Source organism: Sphingobacterium sp. UBA7249 (assembly GCF_002472835.1).
In the GTDB taxonomy this organism is placed as follows: domain Bacteria; phylum Bacteroidota; class Bacteroidia; order Sphingobacteriales; family Sphingobacteriaceae; genus Sphingobacterium; species Sphingobacterium prati.
On the sequence record NZ_DKST01000028.1, the window covers coordinates 1 to 14,279 of the forward strand.

General features: G+C 39.4%; 15 protein-coding genes. 5 read left to right on the forward strand and 10 right to left on the reverse strand.

The features are described 5' to 3' along the window. Nucleotides 1-303 precede the first annotated feature (303 nt). Nucleotides 304-4,170 (forward strand): TIM-barrel domain-containing protein, encoded by a 3,867-nt coding sequence (locus B4A24_RS19525; protein WP_293946656.1) that lies wholly within the window; start codon nt 304-306, stop codon nt 4,168-4,170. Between the two features lie 173 nt (nt 4,171-4,343). Here B4A24_RS19525 and B4A24_RS19530 read toward each other — a convergent pair whose 3' ends face one another. From B4A24_RS19530 to B4A24_RS19540, 3 genes are all read right to left on the reverse strand, one after another. Continuing rightward, nucleotides 4,344-5,222: a pirin family protein gene (locus tag B4A24_RS19530; protein ID WP_312399315.1), complete on the reverse strand. Its 879-nt coding sequence runs from the start codon at nt 5,220-5,222 to the stop codon at nt 4,344-4,346. Nucleotides 5,223-5,394: 172 nt separating this feature from the next. Continuing rightward, entirely contained in the window at nt 5,395-5,712 is a 318-nt protein-coding gene (locus B4A24_RS19535; protein ID WP_293946657.1) for a hypothetical protein, read from the reverse strand. A 3-nt stretch (nt 5,713-5,715) separates the two neighbouring features. Then, the gene (locus B4A24_RS19540) at nt 5,716-6,135 is read right to left on the reverse strand and encodes an OsmC family protein (protein WP_293946658.1); all 420 of its coding nucleotides are present in this window, start codon (nt 6,133-6,135) and stop codon (nt 5,716-5,718) included. 222 nt (nt 6,136-6,357) lie between these two features. On the opposite strand from B4A24_RS19540, the gene B4A24_RS19545 reads away from it, so the two are divergent. Both B4A24_RS19545 and B4A24_RS19550 read left to right on the forward strand, forming a co-directional pair. Beyond that, the gene (locus tag B4A24_RS19545; RefSeq protein ID WP_293946659.1) at nt 6,358-7,077 is read left to right on the forward strand and encodes an outer membrane beta-barrel protein; all 720 of its coding nucleotides are present in this window, start codon (nt 6,358-6,360) and stop codon (nt 7,075-7,077) included. Continuing rightward, nucleotides 7,070-7,648, forward strand: coding sequence for a TMEM175 family protein (locus B4A24_RS19550; protein ID WP_293946660.1), 579 nt, complete (start codon nt 7,070-7,072; stop codon nt 7,646-7,648). Before B4A24_RS19545 ends, B4A24_RS19550 begins: the two co-directional genes overlap by 8 nt. Here the strand turns inward: B4A24_RS19550 and B4A24_RS19555 are convergent. The 4 genes from B4A24_RS19555 to B4A24_RS19570 all read right to left on the reverse strand — a co-directional run bounded on the left by B4A24_RS19555 (nt 7,642) and on the right by B4A24_RS19570 (nt 10,691). Continuing rightward, nucleotides 7,642-8,208, reverse strand: a complete 567-nt coding sequence (locus B4A24_RS19555) for an AAA family ATPase (protein ID WP_293946661.1) — start codon at nt 8,206-8,208, stop codon at nt 7,642-7,644. The two genes, B4A24_RS19550 and B4A24_RS19555, sit on opposite strands and share 7 nt — an antisense overlap. 71 nt (nt 8,209-8,279) lie before the next feature. Continuing rightward, nucleotides 8,280-9,368: a DUF6688 domain-containing protein gene (locus tag B4A24_RS19560; RefSeq protein WP_293946662.1), complete on the reverse strand. Its 1,089-nt coding sequence runs from the start codon at nt 9,366-9,368 to the stop codon at nt 8,280-8,282. 31 nt (nt 9,369-9,399) lie between these two features. Continuing rightward, complete coding sequence (locus B4A24_RS19565) at nt 9,400-9,858, reverse strand: SRPBCC family protein (RefSeq protein WP_293946663.1); 459 nt, start codon at nt 9,856-9,858, stop codon at nt 9,400-9,402. 20 nt (nt 9,859-9,878) lie between these two features. Further along, entirely contained in the window at nt 9,879-10,691 is an 813-nt protein-coding gene (locus B4A24_RS19570) for a hypothetical protein (protein WP_293946664.1), read from the reverse strand. Nucleotides 10,692-10,891: 200 nt separating this feature from the next. Here B4A24_RS19570 and B4A24_RS19575 point away from each other — a divergent pair, with 200 nt between their 5' ends. Both B4A24_RS19575 and B4A24_RS19580 read left to right on the forward strand, forming a co-directional pair. After that, complete coding sequence (locus B4A24_RS19575) at nt 10,892-11,425, forward strand: hypothetical protein (RefSeq protein WP_293946665.1); 534 nt, start codon at nt 10,892-10,894, stop codon at nt 11,423-11,425. 58 nt (nt 11,426-11,483) lie between these two features. Next, nucleotides 11,484-11,960: a hypothetical protein gene (locus B4A24_RS19580; RefSeq protein ID WP_293946666.1), complete on the forward strand. Its 477-nt coding sequence runs from the start codon at nt 11,484-11,486 to the stop codon at nt 11,958-11,960. 51 nt (nt 11,961-12,011) lie between these two features. Here B4A24_RS19580 and B4A24_RS19585 read toward each other — a convergent pair whose 3' ends face one another. Genes B4A24_RS19585 through B4A24_RS19595 form a run of 3 tightly spaced genes read right to left on the reverse strand, consistent with a single transcriptional unit; the run spans nt 12,012 to nt 14,138 of the window. Further along, complete coding sequence (locus B4A24_RS19585; RefSeq protein ID WP_293946667.1) at nt 12,012-13,238, reverse strand: RNA polymerase sigma factor; 1,227 nt, start codon at nt 13,236-13,238, stop codon at nt 12,012-12,014. A gap of 46 nt (nt 13,239-13,284) precedes the next feature. After that, nucleotides 13,285-13,623, reverse strand: a complete 339-nt coding sequence (locus tag B4A24_RS19590; RefSeq protein ID WP_293946668.1) for a YciI family protein — start codon at nt 13,621-13,623, stop codon at nt 13,285-13,287. 41 nt (nt 13,624-13,664) lie between these two features. Beyond that, nucleotides 13,665-14,138, reverse strand: coding sequence for a carboxymuconolactone decarboxylase family protein (locus B4A24_RS19595; RefSeq protein ID WP_293946669.1), 474 nt, complete (start codon nt 14,136-14,138; stop codon nt 13,665-13,667). Between the last annotated feature and the right edge of the window lie 141 nt (nt 14,139-14,279).

Consider the following 14,279-nt stretch of genomic DNA (forward strand, 5'->3'; position numbering starts at 1 on the left):
TGGGAGAGTAGGTCGGTGCCTTTTTTTACACGGAAGCCCTTGCTGGAAACAGTCAAGGGCTTCTTGCGTTTGGTTACTTTTTCAGATTCCTTTTCAAAACAGACACCGGGTCGCAACGATGGAAAAGATCTGCTCAGTTCACTTGACTCCTGCAACATTATTATTGGACAATCGTTTGCATTTCGCAATCCCTTTTTTACTTGGATTTACTATTGTATTATTGTTATGTTAATTTAACGGCATTTTGCAAGCGTCTTAAGGATGAAAATGCAGCAATGCTATTTAATATTATAAATCATACACATGAAGATATCTTTTTGGGGTACAAAGGCGCAGTTTAGTTTATTGGTGGGATTGGCTTCTCCGTTTATTTTTCAATCGAATAAGGTCAGTGCGACGACTCATCTGACTACTAATTATAAGATAGAACAAACCGCTACTGTTAGTAAAATTATTGCCGTACAGCAAATTAATCCAACAACAGTGGAGATTGTATATGAAAACAACCAAAGACTGATATTGGATTTCTATGGAGATCATATTTTCAGAATGTTTCAGGATATACACGGTGGTATTATCCGTGATCCGGAAGCAAAACCTGATGCGAAAATCCTTGTTGAACAACCACGCAAAGCAGTGAATGAGCTGAAGGTAAAAGACGAAGGAAATCGTGCTACAATCACAACCAAAGACATTGTATTCTCCATAGATAAACAGACCTCCCAGTTTAGCATCCTCAATCGTATCACGAATAAAGTTGTCGTCGAGAGCTTAAAGCCCATCGCTTTCGAATCTAAACAAGTAACTTTAGCGTTGAAAGAAAATAAGGATGAGTACTTTTTCGGCGGTGGTGTACAAAATGGACGGTTCTCCCATAAGGGTAAGATCATTGCAATAGAAAATCAAAATAGCTGGACCGACGGCGGAGTAGCATCGCCTACACCTTATTTTTGGTCAACGAATGGCTATGGCTTTATGTGGCATACATTCAAAAAAGGGAATTACGCATTTGGGGCAAAGACAAAAGGTACCGTAAAATTATCCCATGACACAGATTATCTGGATATTTTTTTTATGATTAATGATGGTACGGTACCCTTACTCAATGATTTTTACCAGTTAACCGGTAATCCTATACTTCTGCCAAAATTTGGCTTGTATGAAGGTCACCTCAATGCATATAATAGAGATTTTTGGAAGGAGGATGAAAAGGGAATTCTGTTTGAGGATGGAAAACGCTATAAAGAAAGTCAAAAAGAAAATGGCGGCATAAAAGAATCATTGAATGGCGAAAAGGGAAATTACCAATTTTCGGCCCGCGCTGTTATAGATCGCTATAAAGCGCATGATATGCCTTTGGGTTGGATTCTACCAAATGATGGCTATGGTGCTGGCTATGGTCAGACTGAAACATTGGATGGTAACATTAAGAACCTCAAAGAATTTGGCGATTACGCTCGTAAAAATGGCGTGGAAATTGGTTTATGGACGCAGTCTGACTTGCATCCTAAAGACAGTATTAGTGCATTACTGCAAAGAGATATTGTCAAGGAAGTACGTGATGCGGGTGTCCGGGTATTAAAGACAGACGTCGCCTGGGTGGGGCCTGGTTATTCCTTCGGCTTAAATGGTGTTGCTGATGTGGGCCATACAATGCCTTATTATGGTAACAATGCACGACCGTTTATTATTTCATTGGATGGTTGGGCAGGAACACAACGCTATGCCAGTATTTGGTCGGGCGATCAGACTGGTGGGGTTTGGGAATATATTCGATTCCATATTCCGACGTATATCGGTTCTGGTCTTTCTGGACAACCAAATATCACTTCGGACATGGATGGAATCTTTGGTGGAAAAAACTTTAAGGTGAACATTCGGGACTTTCAATGGAAAACCTGGACACCGATGGAATTGAATATGGATGGCTGGGGATCCAACGAAAAGTATCCACATGCTTTGGGAGAACCTGCGACTTCCATCAACCGTCTTTACCTGAAACTGAAATCTCAATTAGTTCCTTATAGCTATAGTATAGCTAAACAAGCTGTCGATGGCCTGCCGATAATTCGTGCGATGTTTTTGGAGCAGGCAAATCAGTACACACTTGGAAAGGCGACACAATATCAGTATTTGTATGGCCCGAACTTTTTGGTAGCACCGATCTATCAGGAGACTCGTGTAGATGAGAAGGGCAATGACATCCGAAACGGTATCTATTTACCTGATGGAGAATGGATAGATTACTTTACCGGTGAAAAATATAGCGGTGGACGTATCATCAATAATTTTGATGTACCAATTTGGAAACTACCGGTTTTTGTTAAAAATGGAGCCATTATTCCAGTTACGAATCCAAATAATAATGTAGAGGAGATCAAAAAGGATGAGCGTATTTATGAGGTATATCCGTTTGGAAATTCTGAATTCACGGAATATGATGACGATGGAAAAACAGAAGCTTATCGTTATGGAAAAGGCGTCAATACAAAGATTTCTTCCATACAGAAAGACAACAAAGTGCTGTTTACAATAGCGCCGTCAGAGGGGGAATTTGAGGGATTCGAAAAAGTGAAAGGGACCGAAGTCCGTTTTAATGTAACCGCTGCTCCGAAGAAAGTGACTGCTAAAGTCAATAAAAAAGGGATAAAACTTCAGGCGGCACATTCACTGGCTGAATTTAAGAACCTGGAAAATGCCTACTTCTACGATGCACGACCTGATCTGAATCAGTTTGCAACAAAGGGATCCGAATTTGAAAAGGTCAAGCTGATCAAAAATCCGATGGTATTAGTACGTATCGGTAAGCAGGATGTGTCATCAGCAGCGCTAGAAATACAAGTTGATGGGTTGAGATTCACACCTAATGACGCGCATTTGGCACAAACAGGAGCGCTTAGGCCTCCTACTGCCAATGTAACCGAGAGTAATACCCACGCCTACGCATTAACACCGACATGGGAGAAGGCCGCTAATGCAGACTATTATGAGATTGCGTTTAATGATCTGATGTATTCGACCATTAAAGATAATCAATTGTTGTTTGAAGGGCTGGATGCAGAGACTGAATATAGTTTTAAAATTAGATCCGTTAATAAAGATGGTGTTTCTGATTGGAGTACATTTAGTGCAAAAACAAAAGCTAATCCGTTGGAGTTTGCGATCGAAGGTATTAAAGCAGAGACCTCTGTAGACAATCAAGGGGGGAACGGTATCAATAAACTGTTCAACTATGACGAAGGTGATATGTGGCATACCAAATGGGGCCAAACTGCCGTTCCGTTTGATATTACGCTAGATCTGAAATCCGTCAATCAGCTGGATAAGTTCGAGTACCTTCCTCGGACAGATGGTGGCAACGGTATCATTTTAAAAGGTAAAGTATTCTATAGCAACGATAAAGATACCTGGTCTGAGGCTGGAAATTTTGAGTGGAAACGTGATGGTGAAATGAAAGGCTTTAGTTTTGGTCAGCATCCTGTTGCGCGCTTTATTAAGATTTCGGTTTCGGAGGCTGTCGGAGGTTTCGGTTCAGGCCGTGAGCTCTATGTCTTTAAGGTGCCTGGATCGACTAGCTATTTACCCGGCGATATCAACAACGATCGCCTGATCGACCATAATGATCTGACTTCTTATATTAATTATACCGGATTAAGAATGGGGGATGGTGATTTTGAAGGCTATGTGAGTAATGGTGATGTTAATAAAAATAATTTGATTGATGCCTATGATATCTCAAATGTTGCCGTGTCAATCGAAGGTGGGGCCAAATCAGGCAAAGAGGAGAAAGTTGGCGGTAAGCTGAAATTGACGGTATCCAAGACAGCTTTGAATTCTGGTGATATCGTTGAAATCGCAGTGAGCGGAGAAAACCTTAAAGCAGTGAATGCGCTTAGCTTCGCATTGCCTTATAATCAGGGTGATTTTGAGTTTATGGGAATAGATGCGCTACATTTGAAGAAAATGAACAACTATACCAATGACCGTCTTCATACAAACGGAAGTAAAGCGTTGTATCCTACTTTTGTGAATTTGGGCAATAAGGAAACACTGAATGGCTCGGAAGTGCTTTTTAAGATCAAATTGAAAGCCAAACGTAATGTTAACTTCAATTTAAAAGCGATAGATGGTATTCTAGTTGATAAAAAACTCAATTCGATTAGCTTTTAAAGTATATTTTTGCAATGTGAATAAAAAGAAAGGGGAATGTTAACTTTCCCCTTTCTTATGCAGTAGTAATCCGATCAACAGCATAGCTTTATTAGGGCTTACTTCTAACCTGACCGATAATAGCTATAAAACGATTCTATCAACGGATATTTTGTAGCTTCAAAACTATTTCATTAATTTAATATCATGTTGAGGTCCATCAGAAGAATTTCAGTATCGGCCGAAGTAGCTGTGAGTTTAATTTCCGAAACGTCCCAAATGCCAAAGCCATCTCTCGTCCCCAACTCTTGTCCCGCTACGTTGGCACTTCCGCTGATGACGAAAATATAAACACCATTTCCAGCTTGTTTAACTTTGTAATTTGTTTCGATACCTTTGTCGAAATTACCCATATGAAACCAGGCATCCTGATGTATCCACACTCCTTCATCTGCCGGATCCGGGGAAAGGATCTGTTGAAATTTATTGTGTCTTTGTGATCTATCCAATGTGATCTGATCGTATCGCGGTGCTACATTGCGTTGGTTTGGATATACCCAGATCTGTAGAAATTTAACAATTTGATCAGTGTTTTTATTGTATTCGCTATGCATGATGCCTGTTCCCGCGCTCATTACCTGGATATCACCTTTTCGGATGATCGCCTGATTGCCCATACTATCTTCATGTTCGAGATCACCTTCCAAAGGGATACTGATGATTTCCATATTGTCGTGCGGGTGTAATCCGAATCCGCGGCCTTCGGCAACAATATCATCATTAAGCACCCGGAGTACACCGAAATGCATACGTTCGGGATTATGGTAATTGGCAAAACTAAAGGTATGGTTACTCTGCAACCAGCCATGATCGGCATAACCTCGGCTCATTGCTTTATGGAATACACTATGGTTTTCCAATTGATCTGAATTGTAATGTACAGTGTCAGCATCCAGTGTTTCCAAAGGTTCTATTTCGTCGATTTCATTTCTTACAACACCTGCTGAAGCAGCGCTCGCTGCAAATATTCCGGAACCTAAAAGCCCTTTTTTTATAAAGTTTTGTCTATTCATGGTCTTACAATTTATGAGTTCAAAATTAGCCTGCTAAGGATTAATTTTCATTGAACTAGTTTAATAAATAAGATGTATTGAGAATTTAAAGCTTGCTGTGTGTTACAAAAAGAATGGAGGTAGCTAATAATAGCTTTTCTAAAAAAAATCGAGCTATTTTTCGCGAATTCAATTATTTGTCAAGAACCAAATCTGGGAATAAACTATAAATTTCGTTTTTTAAAAGCCCGCTTCCACCGCCATAATGTTTTATCAAGCCAATTGTATGGTCTAAATAAGCAAGATGATCTACGATTTCAGTTTCATCCTGATCCGATAAACCAGAACTCAACAACAGTATGTCGCTTGGGTAATTGGAGAGGTATTCTTTACAAGTGGCGAGATCCTGTTGAATGATGGCTTGCCAACCATTTGTACCCACTATGATACGCTCCAGCGTTTGGAGAATTTCTTCGTTTTTGCCAAACACAATAATGATTAAATTCTTCATCTGCTAGTTTGTTTTCATGATTGTATTCACAACGGCATTCCCCTTTAATATCTTAGAAATCGGACATTCATCAGCAATTTGTTGTAGTCGTAACACCGTGTTTTCTTCTACCGCCTGCCCGAACGAAATTTCTCGGTCAAAATAGGTTACCACTTGCTCCTTTTGAATTCGTAAGTACATATTGGCTGTGACCTGAATTTCATCAATAGGAAGTCCTTTTCTGTCAATATACATCCGTAAGGTTGCCAATGTACAGGAAACGAGGGAAGAGACCAGTAGGGTGTATGGGTCAGGACCGAGATCTTTTCCACCCAATTTTTCTGGTTCATCGGTAATAAATTCGCCGTTGCGCCACAGGATGGTCGTTTTATATTTTTGTTGGCCAATATGACCGCTGACAGGATTCTCTAAGATATATTTCATATGATGTATTCCTTTGATTTTAATACAACAAAATTAAGGTCCATTTGATTCAATTCCATTGATGTAGTTCAAGAAATATGGAAAAGAAGGACTTGTTTCACTACCTGAATTTGACAGAATATACTGCATGATGGAACAAAAAATAACAGTATAAAAAATAAAATGGCAATGTAACTTGAATCGCCTAAATTTTCTTAATTTTAGATTGTTTTTATATTTTTTATGATGAAGAGATTTTTACTTCTTGCATGTATAGCCTGTACTGTACCCTTTGCGGCTTTTTCACAATCCCATGAACTTCGTCTCGGTTTAACTTCTGGTGTCTCCAATTTTACGGGATCTGGAAGCATCGCTAAGAGCACTTTAAATGGTTCTGGTCAGCAGGATTATTACACCAATAATCCTTACGGTAAAAAATATGGAATCAATTTGGGTGGCGCAGTGAATTACCGTTATGTTTTTGCGAATAATTTTCTTTTAGGCGTGGAAGGAGCTTTTGAACGATTGCAAACAAAGGTTGACCTAGAAGGTAGCGAATTTGTAAATGGTAGCCGTGGGCTTACTAAACTCAATCAGCAATTTTTGAATTTTAATCCCTTCCTTGGCTATCGTGTAACATTTGAACCGATGACAATGGATATGCAATTCGGGGTTGATGTAGCGAAGACGTTGAGTATCAAAGAAGATGGAAGTATTGAGGACAAGAATGGCGATAAAACAAGTTTTACCCACGATCGAGGGAAGGTAATCGATGTGGATATCCGTCCGCGATTACAATTTAATGTTAATTATGAGCGCTATACAGTTTTTGCAGGCTATTCTTGGGGCTTGAAGGATTATCACGATGGGATACTTGGCGCCAATCTCGGACCGGTACGATTGAATGTATTTCGTCTAGGTTTGCAATATCAATTTTTAAGACCGATGTATAAAAATGACTAAAAGCCGGCTGGAGGCATTCAGTGATGGTGTACTGGCCATCATTATTACCATTATGGTACTTGAGCTAAAAGTACCAGAGGGGTACACTTTTGCGAGTTTAAAACCGCTGTTCCCAAAAATCATTTCCTATGTGGTCAGTTTTGTCTATGTTGGGTTGTATTGGAATAATCATCATCATTTGTTTCAGATTGTTCAGAAAGTCAATGGGAAAGTACTATGGGGGAATTTACACCTTTTATTTTGGCTCTCCTTGATGCCTGTGACCACCAACTGGATTGGTGAATCCCATTTTGAACGTGATCCTATTATTGCTTATGGAGTTGTATTGATCATGTGTTCCATAGCCTACAATATTGTTGAATATTTTGTGATCCAGACGGAAGGTGAAGAGTCCGCTTTAAAACGAGCCGTCAAATCAAAGACCAAAGAAAACATTTCTACAGCATTGTATTTTCTTGGAATCGGCATATCTTTTATAAATCCATACATTAGTCTGCTGATGTACGGTACGGTGGCCATTATGTGGCTAATTCCAGACCGTCGCATCGAAACGCTAATGAAAGATCAATGACCGGCTAACCCTAGCGATTTACATATAAATTGATAACGTTGTTCGACCGTTGTTTTCGGTACTTCTGTGACCTCATATCCAAGTCGCTCATATACACTTTTCATCTGTTTGAATGTCGCTTCAGCTTCTTCCCAGGTCTGTTTTCGCTCATGATCAGTTTCATAAATTTCTTGCCATGGCGGAAGGATAAAGATTTTTTTATGATAACGATATGTTTTAGCCTCTTCAAGTAGTGGTGCTGCAACAGTAAGGTTCTCCATTTCGATATAGGCCAGTGTATCAGGAATACCGCGGTCAAAAAAAACATACTGTTGCTGTTGGGCGTTTTCTGTTATTTCATTCAGAAAACTGGCATTGGATGCAATCAGCATTAGTGTAGCATAGTATTGCTTATTCTTCCAAGGTAAGCCATCGCTATTGCTCTTCGATTGTTCTCGAATGATTCTACGTGCTTCTTCGGGCACGATTCTATAGCCTTCTTTTTGTAGTTTGTTGAGTAAGGTGGTTTTGCCGACACCGGGTCCTCCGGTTAGGACAATAAAATAATTTGTCTGATCCATATAAAAAATGTCATGGTCCTGCAATGCTCCAATAAAGGTGCTTATTTGAAGGATGTAAAGATTGAAAATGATTATGTGTATTGCTTGGCGATTTTCTTCTCGGGTTCTACATATAGCATATAGAGAAAGAAGAGAAAAATGTATTCCAGTGGTTTCATTGCCCTATAAGTTAAGTTTGATGCCCAGGTAGAGTTGATTTTAATGGAGATGTTATATCCGTATCTGTCGTAAAAATAACGTATATAACGATGCAAGCTTGGGGATAGATCACTTAAAATCTCCTCAAAGGCGTTGGCTATCAATAGTTGACGGTTAACGATGATCGTATTCCCATGCCGCTTGCCCAAACGCAACGGTTTTACAATTGTTGGATTACCTTGTGCAGCCACGGTACAGAGGTAATGCCCACGGTGATCTAACACTGGTGGGTGCATTTTTTGAGAAAAAGCCCAGGTGGTGGTTTCTGTAAATACTTTGGCTATTGAGTCGCTGTCCTGACCAAATAGGATAAGAAGAGCGGTCATGATGACAAAGAAAGGAACGAGCAAGATCAGGGCCCATACCGGATAGTCTAGCTTGGATGCAAGCTGCTCATTGATCTTGTTTAGTATAGGATTTCGATAAGTTCTGTGGATCGCTGTTGCCTTCTCCTCCTGAATGATCTTCCAGATAAAACCTATACCAAAGCAGAAGCAGAAAAGTGGTGTGAAAATAAAATAGAATGTTCCTTCATTACCGACATAACTACTCAAGGTGGATGTATCGTGATAGCTCACCTGAGTCAGTACAAAGATACTGATTATAGATCCCAACATCAAAATAATAAGGGCTAGGACTAAAGGGATGGGAGGTATTTTTCGGCCTTTTATCCAAATAGCAAGTATAGCGACGTTGAAAGCAACAAAATAGATAAACAATGATAAGGCGTGTTTTCCACCGAAAGGTAAGTAACAGTCGCCATCAACGGGATCGACAGCCTCATGATATTGACTGGAATGTGTGAACAGACCAGTTCCAAAGAGCGCCATGGACAGGATGTAGCCAATGATAACAGTATATTCAACAGAAGATATCTTTTTATGTTGTTTTTTAATAGCGGAACGAAGTAGATAATTTAATCCGGCGAAAAAAGCAACGATTAGGACAAAGGCAATGTACATAGCAGTAAATAAAATTATTGGACGGAAATAATCAAATCATTGTTTTTAATTCACGTTCAAGGCGATCAAAGTTTTCTTCATTTTTATTGATAACAAAGCTTTTGATCTTGTTGCATTCTTCTGGGCTATCAAAGATCATTCGGAAGCCGAATTTCGTTTTACCCGGAGCAATATCAGATAGGGAGAGCTCCATTCGAAAAAGAGGTTTAGATAGCCGATCCCAGGTAATTAATTTGGGGTAAATGATTTCTGAAAAAATACATTCATTTTGATAGTTTCCTTTATCGGGGCCATGCATGATAAATTTCCACCGCCCACCGGGCCTAAAGTCAAATTCTTCAAACGTATTGGTAAATCCGTCCGGACCCCACCAATTTTCCAAATGAGCGGGATTGGCGCATGCCTCAAAGACTTGGTCTATCGCTGCATGTACGATTCTGGAGCTGACGATTTCATTGTCAGGTGAATGTGTGGAAGGAATTTGGCTCATTGTTTCTCTTTGTGCTAATATTAACCAAATAATCGTTTCCAAAAGCTTTTCTTTTTGGCGACTCTATTTGTCTTCTCTGTATCGGTTTCCGCTGGTTCGACATGTACCTTTTCGATTTTTACATTGTGTAGGACCTCGTTTTCGGGAAGACCATCACGCTGCTCGATGTCTTTGATCTGTTCGAACGCTGTTATTTGATAGAGCAGTGGGCCTTCTTTATCACAGTTAAAAAGGTTAGAATAACTTTTAGATTCATTTAGATCAAAAGGCTGAGGCTCCACAACTTCTGTAGCTTCCAAAAGGCCTAGACTACGTTCCTTGGCAAAATTTAATGCCTTTAAAAAAATGACAATGCGCCCCTCAGAAAATAATTGATCCAATTCCGATTTAATTTCTGGATTGTACTGATAGTCATTCAATAAGCGTACTACTTGATCGGCAGCAATATACACACCTGAACAATAATTTTCAACCAACCTATTTTGTATTTTTGTTGTGAGTGATTCTATTGGAATAAATTCTTCCCATCTTTTGTAATAGGAATCTAGCTGTTTATTCGCTGAGAAAGATAATGCGCTGCCACGGACATAAAAGTAAGTTTCGAAAAAACCTTGAACAATGGCGATAAAGAAACCGTGTGTCTTGTCGAAATAATCATTTTGATCCGTTTCCCGACCGGCATTTATCGTATCCTGATATTTTGTTTTATAGAAATCATCAATTTGATACTCGGATGCTAGCTTTTCTATTTTTTCTGGATTTGCAATCAATTCAAAGTACCAGGCGTTAATCTGTTCTTCAGAAATAGGATGGTAACTAATATCAAAGCCCATAATCAGCGGTTTTTAATCTGTTGTTCTGTCATTGCTAAATTATTAAAAATTAGCGTGTTGGTCAAGTGAAATGCAAAAGATAATATCGGGGTTAGCGCGACATATGGTCGTTTTAGCTTATTATCGAGGCAATAGTGAAGAATGAGGTGGTTTGCCGGTTTAAGTAATATTAGGTAATTTCGGACAAAATAAAAATTTATATGAAGCACTTACTATTTGTTATTTTCATGTCGGCGAGTCTATTTTTTACTGCTTGCCAGGCTCCAAGCCCAGAAAATTTTTTCGGAAAAGTTGTTCTAAATACCAATCTTGTAGCCGATTTTGCTCCTGACCGTTTTGGTAAACGCCTCGAACAGGAGACTGTTGAATTTGCTGATATCCCATCGAGTAAGAAAACGGGTGATGAGGCTCAAAAATCTGTGGACATAAAGATCCAAACCGTCGAAAAAGCATTAAAAGACATCAATGCATTCAATGTTTCGGATGATGATGCAAAAGCATTAAAAGAAAAATCTATTGCTTTATTTGAAAAGGTGCTGCCAGTCTATAAAAATGAGTACACTGCTTATGCTAAACTTTGTGATGCAAAAGGATCTGCCGAAGAAAAGCAGGCATTGCTTCAGAAAATACAACAAGATTACATGCCCGGGATTGATAAAACATTTGATGAAGTATATGTTTTAGGAAAAGCCTATGCTGAAAAACATAATCTCAATGTAAACTGGGGCAACTAAGATGGATCAGGAGACTAACTTATATAGAAATAGAAGCAAAACTGCTAAGCTTCTAAGTATGTCCGGTGTAATTTGTATTGTTCTTTTATTGATCTTGTTGTACTGTATTGGACTCTTTGACGGTGAATTAAAAGTTAAACCCGCTGTATTTTCGGGCGGAGCATTGCTTGTTATGCTAATCCTTTTGGTGAGCAGCTTATTAAACCTTCGGGACAAGTCCGCTCAGATTACATTAAATAAAAGTCATTTCTCAGGAAAAACAACCCCAATGGCAAAAGCATTCGGTATAGGAAATTGGCATGATGTCACAGGGATAAACTTACAGAAAGTGGGGGGAGATACCTTAGTGGTTGTCACATTAGATAATGCTTCCAATTATAAAGACCGGCTTCCATCCCTGTTATGGAAGATGGCTTATGATGCAGCATCACAACAGCTAAATATCATGTACTCAGCTTCTGTCATAGCGATCGAACCTAACGAACTTTATGATTTATTTATAACCTATTGGCAAAGCTCCAAAGAGAGCCGCTGATTGGCTGACAGTCGGCTTAGCCGAGTTGAAAGTGTATAGCAATCGCGAACTTCAAAGCATAGCGATCTTGCGTTGGATAGTTTCCTGTTCCAGGGAGTTTTTTGCCAATGCCTGTGCGCGCTGAAAGTTCGCGATTGCTTTTTGCCGATCTATACCTTTATAAAGTTCTCCCAAGAGTGCGAAATAAAAGTGGTTGTCTGCTAGATTTAACTTTTTGGCTTCGGCCAGGGCAGTTTTTGCACCTTTCGCTTTAAATAAGGCAAATAGTCTGTTGAGTGCGGCGCTAGGCGAGTAGTTGACCAATAGCAAACGATCATACAGTTGAAGGATTTGGCTCCATTTTTCCACCGTATCTGCTTTTGCACAATGCCATTGCGCAATTTTTGCTTCGATATGGTACGAGGTCAGCTGATCGCCAATGGCGGACTGATTCAAAAAATAAATTCCCTGATTGATTAACGCTTGATTCCAAAGCTTCTCATTTTGTTGTTCATACAGAATAAATTCACCGTCATTACTGTGTCGGGCATCGAAGCGTGAAGAGTGAAAACAGATTAAGGCGATGAGCGCGTTTGTCTTTGGGACATTTGTCTTTTCATATGCGGACAACATTAACGCCAGGCGCAATGCTTCTATACAAAGCTCTTTTCTTAGAATCTGATTCTGGGTCTTGGAGTAGTACCCTTCGTTAAACAGGAGGTATATAATATGCAATACGTTGTCCAGCCTTTGGATGATTTCCTGTTCTGATGGCAGTTCAAGCTGGATTTTTTCTGTGCGAAGTTTCTCCTTTGCCCTAAACAACCGCTTGTTGATGGTTTCTTTGTTTGAAAGAAAGGCTTCGGCAATTTCTTCAATACCAAAACCGCAAAGAATCCGCAGTGCCAGACCTATTTGGGCCTCACTTGCAATCGCAGGTGTACAGATAGCAAATAACATTTTTAATTGACTATCTTTGATGTTTTCCTGCGTGAAACTAAATTCATCGGTATAATCCACGGCAATCTGATTTTGATGTATTTCCGGAATTACCTTGTCATCGAAAATTTTATTCCGTCTAAAGTGACTTAAGGTTTTTTGTTTGGCTACTGCGTAAAGCCAAGCGGTTGGGTTTGCAGGCAAACCCTTTGCCTGCCATGATTCCGTAGCCAGCAAAAAAGTCTCACTGACAATATCTTCGGCAATTTCAATATGTTGTAGGCCAAAGCCTTTTGAAATCACAGCAACAATTTTGGTGAATTCTTGCTGAAAAAGCTGTTTTAAAAAGTTGGAGTCCATTATGCAAAATAGGGCAGTTGTATAAGATACAACTGCCTAGCTTTTTTTAAACCAAAAGTGCCCTGATTTCAACGCTGCCGCTAGATTCTAAAATGGGACAACCATGTGCCAACGTTGTCGCTTCTTCAAGATTTTCTGCGGATATAACAATAAATCCACCCAGGCTTTCTCTAATCTCTACAAAAGGACCATCTGTAATAACTCCACCCGGTTTTAATACCTTTCCAGTTTTTTCGAGCCTTGAACCATGGTCGGACAGTTTGCCCTGTGCTTCAATCTCACCGATCCAATCCTGCCATTTTTTGTTTATTTTGGCAATTTCTTCCTCGGTCAAAAGAGCTTGTTCATTGCCTGCCTGCCGAAATAATAAGATGAAATCTTTCATGCTTAACGTTTAATTTGTTAAATAAATTTATTTACCTCTTGTTATGTTGTCTGCACTTTATGTTGGCCGACTTTGTATCCACCGGCCTCTGTACGGAACGAAATATTAAAACGATTGTATGCATTGATTGTTGTTATGGCCAAAGTCAGGTCTATGAGTTCTTCTTCAGAAAATTCCTGGTTAGCAATAGCATAAACCTCGTCAGGTACATCGCCATTCGTTATTTTTGTTACTGCTTCGGCCCATTCCAAGGCAGCACATTCGCGAGCGCTGTAGAGTGGTGCTTCACGCCAAGCGTCTAATAAAAATAGACGTTGTGGATTTTCGCCAGTGGCAAGCAGATCTTTTGAATGCATATCCAGGCAGTAAGCACAACCATTAATCTGTGATACTCTAAAATAAATGAGGTGCAAAAGCTCTTGCTCGATTGCACATTTACCTAAATAAGTACCCAATCCAAACATAGCTTTCATAGCATTTTGGCCTTTCGCGAAAAAATTGATCCGTTGTTTCATTTTAATTATTGTTTTAAGTGTAACTGTTTTACACTACAATAATGATTGAAGTTAAAGAAATTGGACATAAGGCTTTAAATATTTTTTTATTTCTTTATAATGTGCTGTTTGTTAGGTGTTTGTGTTTTATTTTTTTCTTAT